This is a genomic window from Streptomyces sp. 2323.1, assembly GCF_900221035.1.
Lineage (GTDB): Bacteria > Actinomycetota > Actinomycetes > Streptomycetales > Streptomycetaceae > Streptomyces > Streptomyces sioyaensis.
The window spans coordinates 6,353,580-6,375,597 of sequence record NZ_LT907981.1; the positions used below are offsets into that span (position 1 = coordinate 6,353,580).

General features: G+C 72.2%; 20 protein-coding genes. 16 read left to right on the forward strand and 4 right to left on the reverse strand.

The window, feature by feature from the left end; translation table 11 throughout:
- Nucleotides 1-16: 16 nt before the first annotated feature.
- Nucleotides 17-1,858 (reverse strand): glycoside hydrolase family 15 protein, encoded by a 1,842-nt coding sequence (locus CPH93_RS27380; protein ID WP_093482477.1) that lies wholly within the window; start codon nt 1,856-1,858, stop codon nt 17-19.
- Nucleotides 1,859-2,263: 405 nt separating this feature from the next.
- Here CPH93_RS27380 and CPH93_RS27385 point away from each other — a divergent pair, with 405 nt between their 5' ends.
- From CPH93_RS27385 to CPH93_RS36990, 11 genes are all read left to right on the forward strand, one after another.
- A complete protein-coding gene (locus CPH93_RS27385) occupies nt 2,264-3,919 on the forward strand; it encodes a CTP synthase (protein ID WP_093482476.1) in 1,656 nt (551 codons plus the stop codon).
- A 97-nt stretch (nt 3,920-4,016) separates the two neighbouring features.
- Nucleotides 4,017-4,643, forward strand: a complete 627-nt coding sequence (locus CPH93_RS27390; protein ID WP_093482475.1) for an NUDIX domain-containing protein — start codon at nt 4,017-4,019, stop codon at nt 4,641-4,643.
- Nucleotides 4,644-4,818: 175 nt separating this feature from the next.
- Nucleotides 4,819-6,951, forward strand: a complete 2,133-nt coding sequence (locus CPH93_RS27395; protein ID WP_107470896.1) for a tetratricopeptide repeat protein — start codon at nt 4,819-4,821, stop codon at nt 6,949-6,951.
- A gap of 168 nt (nt 6,952-7,119) precedes the next feature.
- On the forward strand, nt 7,120-8,235 hold the full coding sequence (gene ald, locus CPH93_RS27400; RefSeq protein WP_093488518.1) for an alanine dehydrogenase: 1,116 nt from the start codon (nt 7,120-7,122) through the stop codon (nt 8,233-8,235).
- A gap of 490 nt (nt 8,236-8,725) precedes the next feature.
- Nucleotides 8,726-9,742, forward strand: a complete 1,017-nt coding sequence (locus CPH93_RS27405) for a ParA family protein (protein ID WP_030078562.1) — start codon at nt 8,726-8,728, stop codon at nt 9,740-9,742.
- On the forward strand, nt 9,727-10,380 hold the full coding sequence (locus tag CPH93_RS27410; protein ID WP_093482474.1) for a hypothetical protein: 654 nt from the start codon (nt 9,727-9,729) through the stop codon (nt 10,378-10,380). The genes CPH93_RS27405 and CPH93_RS27410 overlap by 16 nt, the downstream gene beginning before the upstream one ends.
- A gap of 93 nt (nt 10,381-10,473) precedes the next feature.
- The gene (locus CPH93_RS27415; RefSeq protein ID WP_096214356.1) at nt 10,474-11,712 is read left to right on the forward strand and encodes a segregation/condensation protein A; all 1,239 of its coding nucleotides are present in this window, start codon (nt 10,474-10,476) and stop codon (nt 11,710-11,712) included.
- Nucleotides 11,709-12,440 (forward strand): SMC-Scp complex subunit ScpB, encoded by a 732-nt coding sequence (gene scpB / locus CPH93_RS27420; RefSeq protein ID WP_093482472.1) that lies wholly within the window; start codon nt 11,709-11,711, stop codon nt 12,438-12,440. Before CPH93_RS27415 ends, scpB begins: the two co-directional genes overlap by 4 nt.
- Nucleotides 12,440-13,615 (forward strand): pseudouridine synthase, encoded by a 1,176-nt coding sequence (locus tag CPH93_RS27425; protein WP_096214357.1) that lies wholly within the window; start codon nt 12,440-12,442, stop codon nt 13,613-13,615. The genes scpB and CPH93_RS27425 overlap by 1 nt, the downstream gene beginning before the upstream one ends.
- A gap of 108 nt (nt 13,616-13,723) precedes the next feature.
- The gene (locus CPH93_RS27430) at nt 13,724-14,737 is read left to right on the forward strand and encodes an ADP-ribosylglycohydrolase family protein (RefSeq protein ID WP_093482470.1); all 1,014 of its coding nucleotides are present in this window, start codon (nt 13,724-13,726) and stop codon (nt 14,735-14,737) included.
- Nucleotides 14,730-14,966, forward strand: coding sequence for a hypothetical protein (locus CPH93_RS36990; RefSeq protein ID WP_093482469.1), 237 nt, complete (start codon nt 14,730-14,732; stop codon nt 14,964-14,966). The genes CPH93_RS27430 and CPH93_RS36990 overlap by 8 nt, the downstream gene beginning before the upstream one ends.
- A gap of 290 nt (nt 14,967-15,256) precedes the next feature.
- Here CPH93_RS36990 and CPH93_RS27440 read toward each other — a convergent pair whose 3' ends face one another.
- The gene (locus CPH93_RS27440) at nt 15,257-15,952 is read right to left on the reverse strand and encodes a nucleotidyltransferase domain-containing protein (protein ID WP_096214358.1); all 696 of its coding nucleotides are present in this window, start codon (nt 15,950-15,952) and stop codon (nt 15,257-15,259) included.
- A 224-nt stretch (nt 15,953-16,176) separates the two neighbouring features.
- On the opposite strand from CPH93_RS27440, the gene aroH reads away from it, so the two are divergent.
- The 5 genes from aroH (at nt 16,177) to der (ending at nt 20,631) form a co-directional block, all read left to right on the forward strand.
- A complete protein-coding gene (gene aroH, locus CPH93_RS27445) occupies nt 16,177-16,539 on the forward strand; it encodes a chorismate mutase (protein WP_093482467.1) in 363 nt (120 codons plus the stop codon).
- Nucleotides 16,536-17,621, forward strand: a complete 1,086-nt coding sequence (locus tag CPH93_RS27450; protein ID WP_006607763.1) for a prephenate dehydrogenase — start codon at nt 16,536-16,538, stop codon at nt 17,619-17,621. The genes aroH and CPH93_RS27450 overlap by 4 nt, the downstream gene beginning before the upstream one ends.
- Nucleotides 17,622-17,707: 86 nt before the next feature.
- Nucleotides 17,708-18,451: a (d)CMP kinase gene (gene cmk / locus CPH93_RS27455; protein WP_093482466.1), complete on the forward strand. Its 744-nt coding sequence runs from the start codon at nt 17,708-17,710 to the stop codon at nt 18,449-18,451.
- Nucleotides 18,448-19,104, forward strand: a complete 657-nt coding sequence (locus tag CPH93_RS27460; RefSeq protein ID WP_093482465.1) for a lysophospholipid acyltransferase family protein — start codon at nt 18,448-18,450, stop codon at nt 19,102-19,104. The genes cmk and CPH93_RS27460 overlap by 4 nt, the downstream gene beginning before the upstream one ends.
- A gap of 66 nt (nt 19,105-19,170) precedes the next feature.
- Complete coding sequence (gene der / locus CPH93_RS27465) at nt 19,171-20,631, forward strand: ribosome biogenesis GTPase Der (RefSeq protein WP_093482464.1); 1,461 nt, start codon at nt 19,171-19,173, stop codon at nt 20,629-20,631.
- A 28-nt stretch (nt 20,632-20,659) separates the two neighbouring features.
- Here der and CPH93_RS27470 read toward each other — a convergent pair whose 3' ends face one another.
- Nucleotides 20,660-20,995: a hypothetical protein gene (locus CPH93_RS27470; RefSeq protein WP_006607759.1), complete on the reverse strand. Its 336-nt coding sequence runs from the start codon at nt 20,993-20,995 to the stop codon at nt 20,660-20,662.
- A gap of 118 nt (nt 20,996-21,113) precedes the next feature.
- Nucleotides 21,114-21,923 (reverse strand): hypothetical protein, encoded by an 810-nt coding sequence (locus tag CPH93_RS27475; RefSeq protein WP_093482463.1) that lies wholly within the window; start codon nt 21,921-21,923, stop codon nt 21,114-21,116.
- Nucleotides 21,924-22,018: the final 95 nt, after the last annotated feature.

Below are 22,018 nucleotides of genomic sequence, written 5' to 3' on the forward strand. Positions count from 1 at the left end.
GGGACCTCCCAGGGCGCTAGCCCCCGTAAGCCCCACTGGCCGTCAGCCGCAGCGCCGTGTCGATCAGCGGAACGTGGCTGAACGCCTGCGGGAAGTTGCCCACCTGCCGCTGGGCCTTGGGGTCCCACTCCTCCGCGAGCAGACCGAGGTCGTTGCGGAGCGAGAGCAGCTTCTCGAAGAGCTTGCGGGCCTCGTCCACCCGGCCGATCATCGCGAGGTCGTCGGCGAGCCAGAACGAGCACGCCAGGAAGGCGCCCTCCTCACCCTCCAGGCCGTCCACGCCGAGATCGTCCGCACCGGACGTCGGGTAGCGCAGCACGAAGCCGTCCTCGGTGGACAGCTCCCGCTGGATCGCCTCGATGGTGCCGATGACGCGCTTGTCGTCCGGCGGCAGGAAACCCATCTGCGGGATCAGCAGCAGCGAGGCGTCCAGCTCCTGCGAGCCGTAGGACTGGGTGAAGGTGTTGCGTTCCTTGTCGTAACCCTTCTCGCAGACGTCCCGGTGGATGGTCTCGCGCAGGTCCTTCCAGCGCTCCAGCGGTCCGTCGACGTCCCCGGACTCGATCAGCTTGACCGTACGGTCGACCGCGACCCAGGTCATGACCTTGGAGTGCACGAAGTGCCGGCGCGGCCCGCGGACCTCCCAGATGCCCTCGTCCGGCTCGTCCCAGTGCTTCTCCACCCACTGGATCAGCTTGAGCTGGAGCAGCGAGGCGTAGTCGTTGCGGGCCAGGCCCGTCATGTGCGCCAGGTGCAGCGCCTCGGTGACCTCGCCGTAGACATCGAGCTGGAGCTGTCCGGCGGCGCCGTTGCCGACCCGCACCGGACGGGAATTCTCGTATCCCGGAAGCCAGTGGAGCTCGTTCTCGCCCAACTCCCGCTCACCGGCGATGCCGTACATGATCTGCAGGTTCTCCGGGTCGCCGGCCACCGCCCGCAGCAGCCACTCCCGCCAGGCCCGCGCCTCTTCGCGGTAGCCGGTGCGCAGCAGGGAGGACAGGGTGATCGCCGCGTCCCGCAGCCAGGTGAAGCGGTAGTCCCAGTTGCGGACGCCGCCCAGGCACTCCGGCAGCGAGGTCGTCGGCGCCGCCACGATCCCGCCGGTCGGCGCGTACGTCAGCGCCTTGAGCGTGATCAGCGAACGCACTACCGCATCGCGGTAGGGCCCGTGGTACGTGCAGTGCTCGACCCACTCGCGCCAGAACTCCTCGGTGGCCTCCAGCGACCCCTCCGGGTCCGCCACGGCCGGCGGCTGCTTGTGCGACGGCTCCCAGCTGATCGTGAACGCGATCCGCTCACCCGGCGAGACGGTGAAGTCGGAGAACGTGGTCAGGTCCTTGCCGTAGGTCTCCGCCGCGGTGTCCAGCCACACCGAATCGGGGCCCGCGACCGCGACGGTACGGCTGTCCACCTTGTGCACCCAGGGCACGACCCAGCCGTAGGAGAAGCGCATCCGCAGCTCGGAGCGCATCGGGACGCGGCCGCTGACCCCCTCCACGATCCGGATCAGCTGCGGGGCGCCATCGCGCGGCGGCATGAAGTCGATCACCCGGACCGTGCCGCGCGGGGTGTCCCACTCCGATTCCAGCACCAGCGAATCGCCCCGGTAGCGCCGGCGGTCGGCGGGCGCCGGCCGGCCGCCGGGCCCGTTGACCGGGCCCATCCGCCAGAAACCGTGCTCTTCCGTACCCAGCAGCCCGGCAAAGACCGCCGGCGAGTCGAAGCGGGGCAGGCACAGCCAGTCCACCGTGCCGTCCCGGCACACTAGAGCGGCGGTTTGCATATCGCCGATAAGTGCGTAGTCCTCGATGCGCCCGGCCACGTGCGTCTCCCGTCGAACTGGAGTCACGCCCCCCATGGGACGTTGTGATTGTCCGTCCTGCCCATGAAACGTCGCCGAGCAGCGGGACCGGAAATCGGGCGGGGGTGGTGCCTTCCCGGACGGCTCGTAGCGAGTGTCCGAGCAGGATACGACGCACCCGGGGGCTCCGCGCGACCCTCGCGAGCAGAGAAGTGGTCCGAACGGGTGGCCTCCGTCACGTGCCGGAGGCAGCACGGCCGCCCTCACAGGGTTTCCGCCTCCGGCCGGGCGCGACCATGCCCGGTCGCTGATAGCCTGGTACCCCGTGGACCGGTGGGACGCCCAGGACGTCACGGTAGTGGTGAAGGCACCCCCGAACCGCAGCGAGGGCACCCCTGAAACCCCAGGCCGGCGCCGCTTCGCACCTCTCCACCTCGCGACCACGGGAGCTCCCTCTTGGCCATGCCGCCCAAATCCACGACGACCAAGCACCTCTTCGTCACCGGGGGCGTCGCCTCCTCGCTGGGCAAGGGGCTCACCGCCTCCAGCCTGGGTGCTCTCCTCAAGGCGCGCGGCCTGCGGGTCACGATGCAGAAGCTCGACCCGTATCTGAACGTCGACCCGGGAACGATGAACCCGTTCCAGCACGGTGAGGTCTTCGTCACCAATGACGGCGCCGAGACCGACCTGGACATCGGCCACTACGAGCGGTTCCTCGACGTCGACCTCGACGGCTCCGCGAACGTCACCACCGGCCAGGTCTACAACACCGTGATCGCCAAGGAGCGGCGCGGCGAGTACCTCGGTGACACCGTGCAGGTCATCCCGCACATCACCAACGAGATCAAGCACCGCATCCGGCGGATGGCGACCGAGGACGTCGACGTCGTCATCACCGAGGTCGGCGGCACCGTCGGCGACATCGAGTCGCTGCCGTTCCTGGAGACCGTCCGCCAGGTCCGCCACGAGGTCGGCCGGGACAACGTCTTCGTCGTGCACATCTCGCTGCTCCCCTACATCGGCCCGTCCGGTGAGCTGAAGACCAAGCCGACCCAGCACTCGGTCGCGGCGCTGCGCAACATCGGTATCCAGCCCGACGCGATCGTGCTGCGCGCCGACCGCGAGGTCCCCACCGCGATCAAGCGCAAGATCTCGCTGATGTGCGACGTCGACGAGGCCGCGGTCGTGGCCGCGATCGACGCCCCGTCGATCTACGACATCCCCAAGGTCCTGCACACCGAGGGCCTGGACGCCTACGTCGTACGGAAGCTGGACCTCCCGTTCCGCGATGTGAACTGGACCCAGTGGGAGGACCTGCTCGACCGCGTCCACAACCCCGACCACGAGGTCAAGGTCGCGCTGGTCGGCAAGTACATCGACCTGCCCGACGCCTATCTCTCCGTCACCGAGGCGCTGCGGGCCGGCGGCTTCGCGAACAAGACCCGCGTGAAGCTGAAGTGGGTCACCTCCGACGACTGCAAGACCCCGGCCGGCGCCGCCGAGCAGCTCGCGGACTGCGACGCGGTCTGCATCCCCGGCGGCTTCGGCGACCGCGGTGTGGACGGCAAGGTCGGCGCGATCACCTACGCCCGGGAGAACAAGCTCCCGCTGCTCGGCCTGTGCCTGGGCCTGCAGTGCGTGGTCATCGAGGCGGCCCGGAACCTCGCCGGCATCGAGGGCGCGAACTCCACCGAGTTCGACCCGGCCGCGGCCGACCCGGTCATCTCCACGATGGCCGAGCAGATGGACATCGTCGCAGGTGAGGGCGATATGGGCGGCACGATGCGACTGGGCATGTACCCGGCCAAGCTCGCCGAGGGCTCGATCGTCCGCGAGGTCTACGACGACCAGCCCTACGTCGAGGAGCGGCACCGCCATCGCTACGAGGTCAACAACGCCTACCGCGGTGAGCTGGAGAAGAAGGCCGGGCTGCAGTTCTCCGGCACCTCTCCGGACAACAAGCTCGTCGAGTACGTCGAGTACCCGCGCGAGGTGCACCCCTACCTCGTCGCCACCCAGGCGCACCCCGAGCTGCGCTCCCGCCCGACCCGCCCGCACCCGCTCTTCGCCGGGCTGGTGAAGGCCGCGGTCGCGCGCAAGACGGGTGCCGTGAAGTAGTCGCACCGCGACGGATACGGTTGCCGGGGTACGGCCTCGTTCTTCGAGGCCGTACCCCGGTTTCTGCGTGATAGAGGCACATACAGGAGGACGCGCCATGGCGATCAAGGACACCCCCGAGGAGTGGACGGTCACCGCGACCACGACGCCGTTCACCGGAAACAAGACCAGCGTGCGCACCGACCAGGTCGTCATGCCGGACGGGTCCACCGTCTCCCGCGACTACCAGGTCCACCCCGGTTCCGTGGCCGTCCTCGCGCTCGACGACGCGGGCCGGGTGCTGGTGCTGCGCCAGTACCGCCACCCCGTACGCCAGAAGCTGTGGGAGATCCCCGCCGGGCTGCTCGACGTCCCCGGCGAGAACCCGCTGCACGCGGCGCAGCGCGAGCTGTACGAGGAGGCGCACGTCAAGGCCGGGGACTGGCGGGTGCTGACCGACGTCTACACCACGCCCGGCGGCTGTGACGAGGCGGTGCGGATCTTCCTCGCCCGCGAGCTGTCCGAGGCGGAGGGGGAGCGGTTCGAGGTCTCCGAGGAGGAGGCCGACATGGAGCTGGCGCGAGTGCCGCAGGAGGAGCTGGTGCGCGGCGCGCTCGCCGGTGAGCTGCACAACAACTGCCTCGTCGTCGGCGTGCTCGCGCTCACCGCGGCCCAGGGCGGCCCCGGCCTGGACGCGCTCCGGCCGGCCGACGCGCCGTGGCCGGCCCGCCCCTTCGAGGCCTGAGCCGCCGGGCCGCCGGCGCCGCACCACAGGTCTGTCGGATGATCCGCCGATCCGATCGGGTGACTCAACCGCCCTGCTCCGCACCGGACGTGACGGGCTGTGAACTACGCTCGACGGCGTGCCGTCCGCGCCCCAGCGGCGGACTCGTACGCGCAGGTGGACGGGAGCGTGACCGGTGACGGACCAGGCGGTGGGCGGGGGACCCCTCCTGCCGGAGACGGGGGAGGCGCCCGCCGCGACGGCATCCGGCACGCGGGCCCCGCGGTCCCGCCCGGACGGTGCCGCCCACCGCCCGGCCGTCCCCGCGCCCACCCCTGCGCACTTCGCCGGGCGCCGCCGTGAGCTCAAGGAGCTGCACGCCGATATCGCCCGCGCCGGCCTGGACACCCTCTCCGGCCGCAAGGGCGCCCGCAGCCGGGTGCTGCTGATCGCCGGCCGCCCCGGCTCCGGCCGTACGGCCCTGGCCGAGGAGCTGCTGCGCGAGCTGGCCGACGACCACCCCGACGGGGTGCTGCGGGCCACCCTGACCGGACCGGACGGCGAGCCTGCCGACACCGGCCGTACCGCCCGTGAGCTGCTGGCCGCCCTGGGTGCCGGTGCCCCGCCGGGCGCCGCCGAGGACGAGCTGACCGAGCAGCTGCGCGGGGCGCTCGCCGGGCGCCGGGCCCTGCTCTTCCTGGACGACGCCCCCGGCGCGGAACAGGTCGAACCGCTGCTCCCGGACGCCCCGGACTGCCTGGTCGTGGTGGTCTCCCAGGGGCCGCTGACCGGCATCCCGGACGTCCGGCCGTGCACCCTGGGCGGGCTGGACAGCGCGGCAGGCGTCGAGATCCTCACCCGCTACGCCGGACCGACCCGGATCACCGTCGACCCCCGGACCGCCGACAGCGTCGCGGAGGACTGCGGCGGCCAGCCCGCCGCGCTGGTGCTGGCCGGTGCCTGGCTCGCCGCCCGCCCGATGTCATCGGTCGCCGATCTGCGCCAGGCGCTGCACGCCGTCCCGCTGCCCGAGGACCTGCCCACCGGCGCCCGCCCGCTGTTCCGCGCCTTCCGGCTCGCCCATGACGCGCTGCCGGCGCCCGCCGCCCGGATACTGCGGCTGCTCACGCTGGCGCCGGCCGGCCTCGTGGACGCCCACCTCGCCTCCGCGCTGGCCGGCTGCTCGGTGGCCGCGGCCGCCACGACACTGGACGACTTCGCCGCGCTCGGCCTGCTGCGGCCGCTCGCCGCACCGGAGGACGGGGTGGCGGGCGCCGGTACGCCCGATGCCGCCATGCACGCCCGGTACCGCCTGCCCGGCTGCCTCGCTCCGCTGGTGCGCGCACTGCTCCGGGAACACGAGCGCCCGGCGGAGCTCGAACTGGCCCGCGCCCGGATGCTGGAGCGGACCGTACGGCTGCTGCAGTCCTGCCGTGCGATGGGCGAGCCGGCCGACTCGCCCGCCCGGCACAAGGTCGCCGGGCTGCCACGCTCCCTGCGTTTCGCCTCGAAGAGCACGGCCGCGCACTGGCTGCGCAGCCGTCGGGTGGCGCTGCTCGACGCCGCCGCGATCGCGGTCGCGGACGGCGAACTCGACACCCTGGACCGGCGGTTGATGGCCGCGCTGACCCGCACGCTGCTCGTGCACCAGGGCCCCGAGGCCGCCGCGCCGGACCTCTATGCGCTGCACGGGCTCGTCCTCCAGGTCGCCGAACGGCGCGGGCTGGCCCGCGAGCGCGCCGCCGCGCTGCTCAACCTCGCCGACCTGGACGGCCGGGCCGGACGTACCGCACAGGCGCTCACCCGTTACCGGAGCGCGCTGGAGGCGGCCCGCTCGGTGCCGGACCCGGTGGCCACCGGCCGGGCGCTGGAGTCCCTGGGCGGTACGTACACCGAGCTGGGCGACTGGCAGCGGGCCGCCGACTGGTACGGGCGGGCGCTGGAGCTGCGGCTGACCCGCGGCGAGGGCGCCGACGCGGCGCGGCTGTACGGCCGGATCGGCAGCGCACACACCTGCGCGGGCCGGTGGGGCGAGGCGCTCACCTCGTGGCGGGCGGCCGCCAGGACGTACCGCCGGCTCGGTGAGGTGTCCGGGCAGGCGCGGGCGACGGGTGAGATGGCCCGGGTGCAGGAGTACGCGGGACGGCCCGAGGAGGCGCTGCGGACCTGCCTCGAAGCCCTCGACATCGCCCGGAAGGCGGGCGACGGACGGCTGGAGGCGGCCCTGCAACTACGGATTGCGGACACCCTCGATCGGCTCGGCGATCCCGCGGCGGCACGGCTCCATCGCTCCGTGGGAGAGCGACTCCTCGACGATTACCCCGAGTGACCTACGAAATCGGTAGTGCTACTCCGAAAGATTATTGCTTTGCAAGGCTAGACAAGAAGAGCTCCTTCAATAGACTGGCGGGGCCGCGTTCGGCGCGGTCAGTTCCGTCATGCAGCGCATGAGGGGATAATTCCTCCTGCACCCTCTCTTTCAAGGACCGTGATCGACGTGAAGGTCGGCATCCCCCGCGAGGTCAAGAACAACGAGTTCCGCGTGGCCATCACGCCCGCCGGAGTCAACGAACTCGTCCGCCACGGCCACCAGGTCGTCATCGAGAAGGACGCCGGTCTCGGTTCGTCCATCACGAACGAGGAGTACGTCGCCGCCGGCGCCAGCATCCTCGACACCGCCGATGAGGTCTGGGGCGCCGCTGACCTGCTGCTGAAGGTCAAGGAGCCGATTGCGGAGGAGTACCACCGGCTCCGTAAGGACCAGACGCTCTTCACCTACCTGCACCTGGCCGCGTCCAAGGAGTGCACGGACGCGCTGCTGGAGTCCGGCACCACCGCCATCGCCTACGAGACCGTCGAGACGGCCGGCCGCCAGCTGCCGCTGCTGGCCCCGATGTCCGAGGTCGCGGGCCGTATCGCCCCGCAGGTCGGCGCCTACCACCTGATGCGCCAGGCCGGCGGCCGCGGTGTGCTGCCCGGTGGCGTCCCCGGCGTCCACGCGGGCAAGGCCGTCATCATCGGCGGTGGCGTCTCCGGCTGGAACGCGCTGCAGATCGCCGTGGGCCTCGGCTTCCACGTCACCCTGCTCGACAAGGACATCAACAAGCTCCGCGAGGCCGACAAGATCTTCGGCACCAAGGTGCAGACGATCGTCTCCAACGCCTACGAGCTGGAGAAGGCCGTCGTCGACGCCGACCTCGTCGTCGGTGCCGTCCTGATCCCCGGCGCCAAGGCCCCCAAGCTGGTCACCAACGAGCTCGTCGCGAAGATGAAGCCCGGAAGTGTTCTTGTCGACATCGCGATCGACCAGGGCGGCTGCTTCGAGGACTCCCGTCCCACCACGCACGCCGAGCCGACCTTCCCGGTCCACAACTCGGTCTTCTACTGCGTCGCCAACATGCCTGGCGCGGTGCCGAACACCTCCACCCACGCGCTCACCAACGCCACGCTGCCCTACATCGTGGAGCTGGCGAACCGCGGCTGGGTCGAGGCGCTGCGCCGTGACCCGGCGCTGGCCAAGGGCCTGAACGCGCACGACGGCAAGGTGGTTTACCAGCCCGTCGCCGAGGCCCACGGCCTGGAGCACATCGAGCTGCGCACGCTCCTCGGCTAAGAGCGTCAACGACACGCGTCAACGCGGCACATCCGGCCGGGTCCTGTCCACAGGGCCCGGCCGGTCGCATGTCCGACCAGCGGAATCATGTGTTCCGGAACGCCCGCTCTCAACTCGCCGCGAACGTAACCCTTTAACCGATTCGCGCACCCCCAAAACATCGGTGCGATACCGCCTGCGCCCTTGACATCGGGGGGTCCGGTTACCGACACATCGTGCCGGGTCCGGTGGATTGTGTTGCTGCGGACGCCCGACACGCCATAGAGTCGCCAACCGTCGGCATGGTGCCACGCTGACCTATCGATAAAGTTTCCTGGTCACATCCAAGGAGGTAAGACGACTTGTGAATGAGTCGACATTTTCTCCCGGAGGTGGTCAACCAGGAGTGGTTGCACGGGCCCAGGGTCCCTCGGGGCGCGAGGCTGTCGGCTCCGTTGCGGGCCACACCTACGCAGCCCACCAGAGCATTTCCACGACAGCCCACCAGAGCATGGACGGCCATCACGTGAACGCCATGGCCGGCGACCGGGGCAGTGGAGAACCCGCCCGTCTCGCCGACTACGACGACCTGCCCCAGGGGCACTTCTACGATCCGGACGCGGAGTACGAGCCGGACCCCGAATACGCCGCGACGCTCGCGCCGGACGCCGCGCGACAGCGCCGCGAACGCGTCGGCCCGACCGGACGCCCGCTCCCTTATTTCCCCATCCCCGGACCGCTGTCGGACCACGGCCCGGCCAAAATCATCGCGATGTGCAACCAGAAGGGCGGGGTCGGCAAGACGACCTCGACCATCAACCTGGGTGCCGCACTCGCCGAATACGGACGACGGGTGCTGCTCGTCGACTTCGACCCGCAGGGTGCCCTGTCGGTCGGACTCGGCGTCAACCCGATGGAGCTCGACCTGACGGTCTACAACCTGCTCATGGAGCGGGGGATGTCGGCAGACGAGGTGCTCCTGAAGACCGCGGTCCCCAACATGGACCTGCTGCCCAGCAATATCGATTTGTCAGCGGCAGAGGTGCAGTTGGTCAGCGAGGTCGCGCGTGAGTCGACCCTGCAGCGTGCGCTGAAGCCGCTGCTGGCCGACTACGACTACATCGTCATCGACTGCCAGCCCTCCCTCGGCCTGCTCACCGTCAACGCGCTGACGGCGGCTCACAAGGTCATCGTGCCGCTGGAGTGCGAGTTCTTCGCGCTGCGTGGTGTCGCGCTGCTGACCGAGACGATCGAGAAGGTCCAGGAGCGGCTCAACCCCGAGCTGGAGCTGGACGGCATCCTGGCGACGATGTACGACTCGCGCACCGTGCACAGCCGTGAGGTCCTGGCCCGCGTCGTCGAGGCCTTCGACGATCACGTCTACCACACCGTCATCGGCCGTACGGTCCGCTTCCCCGAGACCACCGTCGCGGGCGAGCCGATCACTACCTACGCCTCCAACTCCGTCGGCGCCGCCGCCTATCGCCAGCTCGCCAGGGAGGTGCTCGCCCGGTGTCACGCCGAGTGAGTCTGCCGGGAGCCGACGAACTGTTCCGTACCACCGGGGGAGGGGGGCTGCAGCCTTCCAGCCCCCGTCGGCAGGCGAACGGCTCGGCGGCGCCCGGCGAGGCGCCCCGGGTGCCCGCACCGGCCGGCGAACCCGATCCGGCGGCGGACGGGCCGGAGGCGGCCACCGCGGTCCGCACCCGCCGGCCGGGGACCGGGGCGGACACCCCGGCAGCCACGGCCGGTGACGGCGGACCGGCCACCCCGCCGCGGGTGCCCGCCGTCGGCTCCCCGGCCGAGCACAGCGGCCGTGAGACGGACGGCGAGGCGGCCAAGTCCCACCGGAGCCAGGCGGGCCAGGCCGGTTCCGACGCGGCGGCCGCGGCCGCGCAGCAGGCCGGCGGCCAGGGCCGGCGGCGCGGCGGCCGCGGTGCCAACCGGCGCCCCAGCGGCCGGGAACGGCACGACGAGAAGATCACCGTCTATGTCTCCGCCGAGGAGCTCATGGACCTCGAACATGCCCGGCTGGTGCTGCGCGGTGAGCACGGCCTCGCCGTCGACCGCGGCCGGATCGTCCGCGAGGCGGTCGCCGTCGTCCTCGCCGACCTGGAGTCGCGCGGCGACGCCAGCATCCTGGTGCGGCGGCTGCGCGGGCGTTAGGGCGGAGACGGGATAGCCTGCCTCCTCGGCGGGGTGTCCCGCCCCTGACCAGCCCGTCGCCCCCGGCACGGGACCACAGCAGCATGGACCGCGATGCCGACGACCCACGACGATGCCCCCCGGCCCCGCGCCCGCAGACCACTCGGGCGCGGGGCGGGCGAGGCAGCTACGGCGTCGGTGGCGTCTGAGACACCTGAGATGCCCGAGGCGCCTGAGGAGTCCGGGGCCGTCGAGGTGCCGGTGCAGCCCCCGGCAGTGGGCTTGGCGGCAGGGCCCGGGACCGGGGCCGCGGTCGTACCGGAACAGCCCGAGGCCGCTGACGCGGCGGACGGGCCCGAGCCACACGACGCGGCGAGCGAGCCTCAGGCACTCGACGCGGCGAACGGCCCCGAGGCCGTTGACGTACCGCAGCCGGCGGCCGTTGCGGGCGAGGAGTCCCCGGAGACCGATGCCACCGCAGCCGCGCCCGCGGCGGGCGACGTCGACAGCGGCGGCGAGGGCACCTTCACCCTCCGCCTGGACAACTTCGAGGGCCCCTTCGACCTCCTCCTCCAGCTGATCTCCAAGCACAAACTGGACGTCACCGAGGTCGCCCTGTCGAAGGTCACCGACGACTTCATGGCGCACATCCGCGCCATGGGACCGGACTGGGACCTGGACCAGACCACCGAGTTCCTGGTCGTCGCGGCGACCCTGCTGGACCTGAAGGCGGCCCGGCTGCTGCCCGCGGCCGAAGTGGAGGACGAGGCGGACCTCGCCCTCCTGGAGGCCCGCGACCTGCTCTTCGCCCGGCTTCTGCAGTACCGCGCCTACAAGCGGATCGCGGACATCTTCAGTGGCCGGCTGGCGGACGAGAGCCGGCGGTATCCCCGTACGGTCGGGCTGGAGCCGCACCTCGCCGAGCTGCTGCCCGAGGTCGTCATCAGCATCGGCGCAGAGGGCTTCGCCAGGCTCGCGGTGAAGGCGATGCAGCCCAAGGCCAAGCCGCAGGTCTACGTCGACCACATCCACGCGCCGCTGGCGAGCGTGCGCGAGCAGGCCGAGGTGGTGATGGTGCGGCTGCGCGAGGCGGGTGAGGCCAGCTTCGCGAAGCTGGTCGCCGACGCCCCGGACACCCTCACCGTCGTGGCGCGCTTCCTGGCCCTCCTGGAGCTCTACCGGGAGCGGGTGGTGGCCCTGGAGCAGGAGGAGGCCCTGGGCGAGCTGATGGTCCGCTGGACGGGCGCCGAGGGGGCCGCACCCCAGGTTACGGACGAGTTCGACCGGGAGCCGGGGCAGCCCGCCGCCGGGGAGGAGCCCGCGGAGCAGGCGGAGGAGGAGGAGCAGGCATGAGCGGTGTGGCCGGTGGTGAGGCGTACGACGTCACGGAGGCCGGAGCCACGCAGCCCGGGGCGGGCACGCGGCCCGGGGCCGGCGGTGGCCCTGAGGAGCGGACCGGGACGCCGGCCGGTGCGCTGGGCGTCGACGAGCTGGCGCTGAAGCCCGCGCTGGAGGCCGTCCTCATGGTCGTCGACGAGCCCGCGACCGAGGAACACCTGGCCAGAGTGCTTCAGCGGCCCCGCCGCGCGGTCGCGCTGGCGCTGCGCGAGCTGGCCGACGACTACACCCGCCAGGGCCGCGGATTCGATCTGCGGCTGGTGGCCGGGGGCTGGCGGTTCTACTCCCGCGCCGAGTACGCGGACGCCGTGGAGAGCTTCGTCCTGGACGGCCAGCAGGCCCGGCTCACGCAGGCCGCATTGGAGACTCTGGCCGTGGTCGCGTACCGTCAGCCGGTCAGCCGTTCCCGTGTCTCGGCCGTACGCGGCGTGAACTGTGACGGTGTGATGCGCACGCTCCTCCAGCGCGGCCTGGTGGAGGAGGCGGGGACGGAACCTGAAACAGGTGCGATCCTGTACAGGACGACGAATTACTTTCTGGAGCGGATGGGCCTGCGCGGCCTGGACGAGCTCCCTGAGCTCGCACCGTTCCTCCCGGAGGCGGACGCGGTCGAGGGCGACTCCCCGGAAGGTATCCCGTCGTTCGACGTAGACGACAGCGGCGACTCTCAGACGGATCATTGATGCGAAGCAGCGGCAGGAACGACAGGGACACCGGGCGCGGCAACTACCGCGGCGCGGGTGGGGGCACCTCCCAGCCGAAGGCTGGGGGAAAGAGGGACGACAAGCAGCAGCGCGCGGGCCGCCCCCGTCCCGAGGAGCGCCGCTACGACGTGGGCGGATCCGGTGGTCCCGGCGGCTCCTCGGGCCGCAAGGACGAGCGCGCGGGCGGCGGTGCCAAGAGCGGCGGTGCCAAGAGCGGCGGCAGCCGGGGCGCGGCGGCCCGCGGCGGCGCCAAGGGCGGCCCCCGTACCGGAGCTGCGTCCAAGGGTGCCCGCCCGGGCGCCAAGGGTGGTCCCCAGCGCGGCCGGGGCCAGGCGCCCGCGCGGCCCCGTGAGTACGACGCCCAGGTAGAGGAGCGCAACCGCGCCCGCCACAACAAGCCGCAGGTCAAGACCCCCAAGACCTTCGGTGACCAGGAGGGCGAGCGCCTGCAGAAGGTGCTGGCCAGGGCCGGTATGGGCTCGCGCCGGGCGTGCGAGGAGCTGATCGACCAGGCGCGGGTCGAGGTCAACGGCCAGATCGTCATGGAGCAGGGCGTCCGGGTCGACCCGGAGAAGGACGAGATCAAGGTGGACGGCCTGACGGTCGCCACCCAGTCGTACCTCTTCTTCGCGCTGAACAAGCCGGCCGGTGTCGTCTCCACGATGGAGGACCCGGACGGCCGCCAGTGCCTGGGCGACTACGTCACCAACCGCGAGACGCGGCTGTTCCACGTCGGCCGGCTGGACACCGAGACCGAGGGCATCATCCTGCTCACCAACCACGGCGAGCTGGCCCACCGTCTGACGCACCCGCGCTACGGCGTCAAGAAGACCTACCTGGCCGCGATCCAGGGCCCGCTCCCGCGCGACCTGGGCAAGCAGCTCAAGGACGGCATCCAGCTGGAGGACGGCTACGCCCGCGCCGACCACTTCCGGGTCGTGGAGAACACCGGCAAGAACTACCTCGTCGAGGTGAGCCTCCACGAGGGCCGCAAGCACATCGTGCGCCGGATGCTGGCCGAGGCCGGCTTCCCGGTCGACAAGCTGGTGCGGACGGCCTTCGGCCCGATCGCGCTGGGCGACCAGAAGTCGGGCTGGCTGCGCCGGATGACCAACACCGAGGTCGGCATGCTGATGCGCGAGGTCGAGCTCTAGGACCTGGCCCGGGGCGTCGCGCCGACAGCCGCGCGCACCGACAACTCCCTTGCGACAGGGCTCAACCACCCCTTAATGTCATCATGACATTAAGGGGTGGTTCTTTTCATGCTGACCACGGGGGCTTCCGCTACCGGCTCGCTGATCGGCCTGGCGCTCGGCGATGCGCTCGGCTTTCCCACGGAGTTCAACCAGGTGCCGGCGATCCTGGCGAGGTGCGGGCCGTGGCGGCAGATGGCGCTGCCCCGTCCCGCCGTCGTCACCGACGACACCCAGATGACGCTGGCGCTGGGGCGCGGCCTGCGTACGGCCATGGAGCGCGGCCCCCTGACGCCGGCGGAACTCGTGGGGCCGGTGCGCGCCGAGTACGTCGACTGGTGGCGCTCGCCCGACAACAACCGGGCGCCGGGCGGCACCTGCCTGCGGGCCTGCGAGCTGCTCAGCGACCCCGGCCGGCCCTGGGCCGCGGCCGCCCAGATGGATTCCAAGGGCTGCGGCGCCAATATGCGGGTCGCGCCCATCGGCCTCGCGCCGGGGCTGAGCCGGCAGCAGCGCGCCGGCGCCGCACAGCTGCAGTCCGCGCTGACCCACGGCCACCCCACGGCGCTCGCCGCCGCCGATCTGACCGCCTGCGCCGTGCGGCTCCTCGCCGACGGCACCTCGCCCGCCGAACTGCCCGGCCTGCTGCGCACCTACGCCCACGACCAGCGCACCGTCTACCGGGACGACTGGCTCGGCGACCTGTGGCAGCGGGCTCATGACCCCTCCCCGGCGGCCTTCATCGCGCGCGGCTGGGACGAGTGCCTCGGCGCCCTGGACCGGCTGGACGCCGCGCTCGGCGCACCCGACCGCGAGGCCGACCCCTGCCTGGCCACCGGCGCCGGCTGGATCGCGGAAGAAGCGCTGGCCACCGGCCTGCTGTGCTTCCTGCTCTTCCCCGACGAACCGCTCACCGCACTGCGCCGGGCCGCCTGCACCTCCGGCGACTCCGACTCGATCGCCTGCCTCACGGGCGCCTTCGCGGGCGCCCGCCTGGGGCCCGGCGCCTGGCCACAGGAGTGGGCCGACCGTATCGAGTACCGCAAGGAACTGCTGGCCCTGGGGGAGGCCTGGGATGCGTGAGAACCCGGTGGTCACCGCACGGGACGCCGTCCTCCGTACGGCCGGGCTGCCCGCCGTCGACCTGGGCACCGTGGTGGCGGAACAGGACGATCCGCTGGTCGAGATGGACCTGGCCATCGAGGCACTGCACGACCGACTGGACGCGGCCCAGGCCGCAACGACCCTCCCGGACACTCCCCACGGCCATGAGCCGCTGCACACCCTGCTCGTGCGGGCCCGACTGGACTGAGCCCGGAACGCCCCGAACGGGCCCGCCCCCACTCACCGCCACGTACTCCACAACGGGAGGGGACGGGCCGCAGGACGAAGTCCGGAGGCCCGTCACCGCACCCGAAATCCACCCAGCCCGCCGCAGGCGCAACGGCGACTGAGCCCCACGGCGGGAAAGCCGACAACGTACGGTGCGCCGCAAAGCGCAACGGCGACCAACACCCACGGCGGGAAAGCCGACAACGTACGGCGCGCCGCAGGCGCAACGGCGAGACACCACCACGGCGGGAAAGCCAAAAACGTGGGAAGTCAGCCAAGCGCAGAGGCGCGCCGCGCCCGGAACAAGAACTCCGCCACCCGCCCCCCATCCGGCTCCGCCGGCAACGGCGACCCGGACACCGCCGCCTCGGCCTCCTCGGACAGCCGCGCCATCCGCCGCTCCACCGTGGCCCAGGCCACCTCCCCGCGCCGGACCGCCAGCAGCGCCTCCCGTTCCGGGCCGACATCCAGGGTCAGCACGCCCGTACGGAGCAGATCACGCGAGCTGGCCAGCAGCCGCAGCAGATGCATGGCCTGCTTCCAGCGGGGTGCGCCGTACTGTCGGACCTCGGCCCGCAGCTGCTTGAGCTGGCCGGTGGCGTAGCCCGCGAAGGTGCGGTGGGCCTGCCGGGACAGGAACGCCTGCCGCAGGGTGAGCAGCTCCCGCCCGATGGGGTCGATGCGCTCGACCAAGGGGGAGTGCAGACACTCCAGGACGGTGGGGTTCGCGCGCAGCCCCAGCTGGCAGAACCGTTCCAGCTCCCAGGAGAACTCCTCCTCGCGCGGCCCCTCCACATGGGTGGGCGGCTTCTCGAAGCCCCAGAAGAGCGGGGTGGGGGCGAGATAGACCCCGCGGCGGTCGGTGTCACTGGTCTCCGTGGCCAGTCCGAAGGCGCGCGAGCCCATGACGCATGCGTACACGGTGTGCTCGGCGACCAGCGAGTGACCTGCGGCGGCTTCCGACATGGCGGAGATTGTCGCTGGTGGGAGGGCGAATGTCACCCGTTTTGCCGGGCGATCGGGAACGGGGGACGGCGTGCTCACGGTCGGTGCGCGGAAGATCGCCGCCTGCACGGGCGCGGGCCGGCCCGTACCCCTGCCCGGCCGCCGGACACGGAATGTCGGTGCGGCTGGTTACGCTGATCTGGACGCGCGCAGGTGCGTGCGGCCGGACGCAGGGGAGCAGTGACGTGGCGGTACGAGCGGTCCGCGGGGCCGTCCAGCTGGAGCGGGACGACGCGGAGCACATGCAGGAGCAGGTCGGCGAGCTGCTCACCGCCATCCTGGAGCGCAACGGCCTGCTCGCGGACGACCTGATCAGCGTGTGGTTCACCGCCACCCCCGATCTGCACAGCGACTTCCCGGCCGCCGCCGCCCGCGCCCTGGGCATCACGGACGTCCCGCTGATCTGCGCCCAGGAGCTGAACATCGCCGGCGCCATGGAGCGCGTGGTGCGGGTGCTCGCCCATGTCGAGACCGACCTGTCCAAGGCCGGGATCGCCCATGTCTACCTCGGCGCGGCCGGGGCGTTGCGGAAGGACATCGCGCAGTGAGGACCGCACTCGTCATCGGAACGGGCCTGATCGGCACCTCGGCCGCGCTCGCGCTGCACGCACGGGGCGTGCAGGTGTTCCTGGAGGACCACGACCAGGCCCAGGCCCTCACCGCCGCCGCACTCGGCGCCGGCACCGCCGAGGCGCCCGCGGAGCCGGTCGATCTGGCCATCGTGGCCGTCCCGCCGGCCCATGTCGCCACGGCCCTGGCGGACGCGATGCGCCGCGGGGTGGCCCGCGCGTACCTCGACGTCGCCAGCGTCAAGGGCGGCCCGCGCCGTGAGCTGGAGGCGATGGGCTGCGATCTCTCCGGCTACCTCGGCACCCATCCGATGGCCGGCAAGGAGCGCTCCGGCCCGCTGGCCGCCACCGCCGACCTCTTCGAGGGCCGCCCCTGGGTGCTCACCCCGACCCGCGACGGCAACACCGAGGTGCTCAACCTCGCCCTGGAGCTGGTCGCGCTGTGCCGGGCCGTCCCGGTCGTGATGGAGGCGGACGCGCACGACCGCGCCGTCGCCCTGGTCTCGCACACCCCGCAGCTGCTCTCCAGCCTCGTCGCCGCCCGCCTCAAGAGCGCCGACGAGACCGCCGTGCGCCTCTGCGGCCAGGGCATCCGGGATGTGACCCGGATCGCGGCCTCCGACCCGGGGATGTGGATCGACATCCTGTCCGCCAACCCGGGCCCGGTCGCCGACGTGCTGTCCGAGATCGCCGCCGACCTCGACGAGACCGTGCGGTCGCTGCGCGCCCTGGAGTCCGCCGACGAGGAGAAGCGCGGCGGCGGCGCCCTCGGCATCGAGGACGTGCTCCGCCGTGGCAACGCCGGCCGGGACCGGGTGCCCGGCAAGCACGGCGCCGCCCCGGCCACCTACGAGATCGTCGCCGTCTACATCGGCGACCAGCCCGGTGAGCTGGCCCGGATCTTCGCCGACGCCGGCCGGGCCGGAGTCAACATCGAGGACGTCCGCATCGAGCACGCCACCGGCCAGCAGGCGGGCTTCATCCAGCTCATGGTCGAGCCGCAGGCCGTGCCGGGGCTGACCGCGGAGCTGCGGGAGCGGGGCTGGTCCATCCGGCAGTGACACCGTGGACGGGGCGGTGCGGGTGAGCCAGTAACCTTGTGCGAGGCCCTTATGGCCCTTGGACCCCCGCCCCGTGTACAAGAAAGGTGTTCGTCACCGTGGAAACCGCCGCTCGGACCGCCCCGGCAGCAGTGATTGTCGCCATCGACGGCCCCGCAGGCACGGGCAAGTCCAGCACGTCCAAGGCCGTCGCCGCCAAGCTCGGCCTCGGCTACCTCGACACCGGAGCCCAGTACCGCGCGATCACCTGGTGGATGCTGAACAACGGCATCGACGTCAATGACGCGACCGCGGTGGCCGACGCCGCCGCCAAGCCCGTGATCGTCTCCGGCACCGACCCGGCCGCCCCGACCATCACGGTCGACGGTCTGGACGCCGCGGGCCCGATCCGCACCCAGGAGGTCACCGCCGCGGTCAGCGCCGTCAGCGCGGTCCCCGAGGTGCGGGCCCTGATCACCGACCTGCAGCGCTCCATCGCCGCCGAGGCGCCGAACGGCATCGTCGTCGAGGGCCGGGACATCGGCATCACGGTCCTGCCCGACGCCGACCTCAAGGTCTTCCTGACCGCCTCCCCCGAGGCGCGGGCGGCCCGCCGCAGCGGCGAGCTCAAGGGCAAGGACCCCCAGCAGGCCACCGACCTGGCCGCCACCCGCGAGGCGCTGATCAAGCGGGACGCCGCCGACTCCGGCCGCAAGACCTCCCCGCTGGCCAAGGCGGACGACGCGGTCGAGGTGGACACCACCGAGCTGACCCTGGAGCAGGTCATCGAGTGCGTGGTCACCCTCATCGAGGGCGCCGGCGCCGAGAAGGCGGGGCGGGTCGCCCGGTGACCGACAGCGGCAGGGCGCCGAGCGCGGCAGGCGCCGCGGTCGGCCGGCGGATCGGCATCGGCCTGATGTACGGGCTGTGGCGGCCGCGGGTGCTGGGCGCCTGGCGGGTGCCGTCCACCGGACCGGCGATCCTCGCCGTCAACCACTCGCACGGCATCGACGGCCCGATGCTGATGGGCACCGCGCCGCGGCCGGTGCACTTCCTGATCAAGAAGGAAGCCTTCGTCGGCCCGCTGGACCCGTTCCTGCGGGGCATCGGGCAGGTGAAGGTGGACCGCAGCACCGCCGACCGCAAGGCGATCACCGACGCGCTCGGGGTGCTGGAGGACGGCGGGGTGCTGGGGATCTTCCCGGAAGGCACCCGCGGCGAGGGCGACTTCGCCTCCCTGCGGGCCGGCCTGGCGTACTTCGCGGTGCGCTCCGGCGCCCCGGTCGTGCCGGTGGCGGTGCTCGGCAGCACGGACCGGCACAGCCGGCTGACCTCCGCCGTCCCGCCGCTGCGCGCCCGCGTCGACGTCGTCTTCGGCGACGCCTTCCAGGCGGGCGACGAGAGCGGCCGGCGCACCCGTAAGGCGCTCGACGAGGCGACCGTACGGATCCAGGAGCGGCTGACCGCCCACCTGGACCGGGCCCGGCGCCTGACCGGGCGCTGACCCACACTTGAGTAGTGGGCCGCGGACGAGCGGCCCACCGACCACGATGAACGAGGAACGGACTTCATGAACGACCAGATCCCTACCGGCGACGAGCACGGTGCGCTTGGCGACGCCGAGTACGCGGAGTTCATGGAGCTCGCCGCGGAGGAGGGCTTCGACCTGGAGGAGGTCGAGGGTGACATCGCCGCGGCCGGCCACGGTCCGCTGCCCGTCCTCGCCGTCATCGGCCGCCCCAACGTCGGCAAGTCGACGCTGGTGAACCGCATCATCGGCCGCCGTGAGGCGGTCGTCGAGGACAAGCCGGGCGTCACCCGCGACCGCGTCACCTACGAGGCCGACTGGAACGGCCGCCGGTTCAAGGTCGTCGACACCGGCGGCTGGGAGCAGGACGTCCTCGGCATCGACGCCTCCGTGGCGATGCAGGCCGAGTTCGCCATCGAGGCCGCGGACGCGGTGGTCTTCGTCGTCGACGCCAAGGTCGGCGCGACCGACACCGACGAGGCCGTCGTCAAGCTGCTGCGCCGTGCCGGCAAGCCCGTGGTCCTGGTCGCCAACAAGGTTGACGGCCCGTCAGGCGAGGCCGACGCCGCCATGCTGTGGTCGCTCGGCCTCGGCGAGCCGCACCCGATCTCCGCCCTCCACGGCCGGGGGACCGGCGACATGCTCGACGCCGCACTGGACGCCCTGCCCGAGGCGCCCGCGCAGACCTTCGGCGCCGCCCTCGGCGGCCCCCGCCGGATCGCGCTGATCGGCCGGCCGAACGTCGGCAAGTCCTCGCTGCTGAACAAGGTCGCCGGCGAGGAGCGGGTGGTCGTCAACGAGCAGGCCGGCACCACCCGTGACCCGGTCGACGAGATGATCGAACTCGGCGGCAAGACCTGGAAGTTCGTGGACACCGCCGGTATCCGCCGCCGGGTGCACCTCCAGGAAGGCGCCGACTACTACGCCTCGCTGCGCACCGCGGCGGCCGTCGAGAAGGCCGAGGTCGCCGTCGTCCTGATCGACGCGTCCGAGTCCATCAGCGTCCAGGACCAGCGCATCATCACGATGGCCGTCGAGGCCGGCCGCGCCCTGGTCATCGCCTACAACAAGTGGGACACCCTCGACGAGGAGCGCCGCTTCTACCTGGAGCGGGAGATCGAGCGGGACCTCGTGCAGATTCCCTGGGCGATGCGGGTGAACGTCTCCGCGCGCACCGGCCGCCACATGGAGAAGCTGGTCCCGGCGATCGAGACCGCGCTGGCGGGCTGGGAGACCCGGATCCCCACCGGGCGGCTGAACGCCTTCCTCGGTGAGATCGTCGCCTCGCACCCGCACCCGATCCGCGGCGGCAAGCAGCCCCGCATCCTCTTCGGCACCCAGGCCGGCACCAAGCCGCCGCGCTTCGTCCTCTTCGCCTCCGGCTTCCTGGAGGCCGGCTACCGCCGCTTCATCGAGCGCCGGCTGCGCGAGGAGTTCGGCTTCGACGGGACGCCGGTCCACATCTCCGTGCGGGTCCGCGAGAAGCGCAGCAAGAAGAAGTAGCGGCGGTCCCGCTGGGCCGCGCGGGCGATCAGCGTCCGTGCGGCCGGTTGTCCCGCTGCGCCGGCGGCAGCGCCGGGGCGTGGCCCCGCGGGTGGTACGGCGGCCGGCTCACGACCTCCCAGTGGCCCGTGGGCGCCGTATGGCTCCAGTCCCCGGCGCCGCGCAGCACCTCCGGGACCTCCGGCTCGTCCGTACGGTCCCCGGGCAGCGCCCGGAAGGAGCGGCGGTACTCGGCGTACAGCGCGTCATAGATCGGGGTGGCCGAGCCGTGCTCCGCGGTGTGCGTCGTCCCGTGTTCGTACGACGGGCGCATGCCGGGGATCGGGTGGGTGTACGGGGCGCGGGAGGGGTCGTATGCGTGCACGTATGTGCCAACGACCCCGAAGGCCCCGGGATGCGGCTTTCGCACGGAAATGGCTGATCGCGAGGGCATGACCGTCCGGAATGGCGGTCCTGCCCCCGCGATCGGGTGCCGAGGACGGTCAGGTGCCGGCCAGCGGCATCTCCGCGGCGACCAGGGCGCCCTTCGCCGCGGCGTTCTCCAGTGCCTGCCGCATCAGGTCCTCGCGCGGCTGGTGGCCGATGGTGCCGGCCGGCGCGGCGTACATCACCACGGACTGTGCCTTGTTGGCCGCGGCGCGCCAGCCGTCGGAGACGGCCAGCGGCTGGTGGGCCTGCCACCAGGCGGCCTGGTTTCCGGCGCTGCCCGGCTGCAGGACGGCGTGCAGCTTGCCCATGGCCAGCAGCGCGGACCAGCCCGGGTTCGGGCCGGGGAGCTGGTTCACGTCCGTCACCGGGTGGAAGCCCTGCTCCAGGAGCAGCGGGAGGAAGTCGTCGTCCGGGCCGGTCGCGCCGGGACGGGCGATCGGGCCGTCCGGCTCGACCACCAGGGCCGGGCGCAGATCGCCCTCGATCAGCACCAGGCCGCAGGTGATCCCGAGGGTGGCCTGGCGCGGGGTGGTGGGGACCGGGGCGGCCGGGGCGGGCCCCGGTCCGGGCGTACGGGCGGCGGCGTCCTCTCCGGTGATGGAGCGCACGGCTCCCTGGAGCTGCTCCTCCGACACCGGGACGACCTGCGACGGGATGCACGTGGCATGGGCGAACGCGAGCACCGCGGTCTCCTCGCCCACGAACAGGACGGTGCTGGTGCGCTCCTGGTCGCTGTCTCCGGGGGTCCGGCAGGAGGTGCAGTCATAGCTGCCGGGGGCGTCGCCACCGGCCAGCAGGCGGTCGGCTTCTTCGTCGCCGATCTCGGCGCGAACGTCGTCACTGACGTCGAGCATGCGCGGCACGGGTGGCTCCTCGATCTCTGTGCGTCTGCCGGGTGGTCTCCCGGCTCGTACAAGGACAACGGGTGACCTGCGGCAGGAGTCACGCGAGGGCGGGA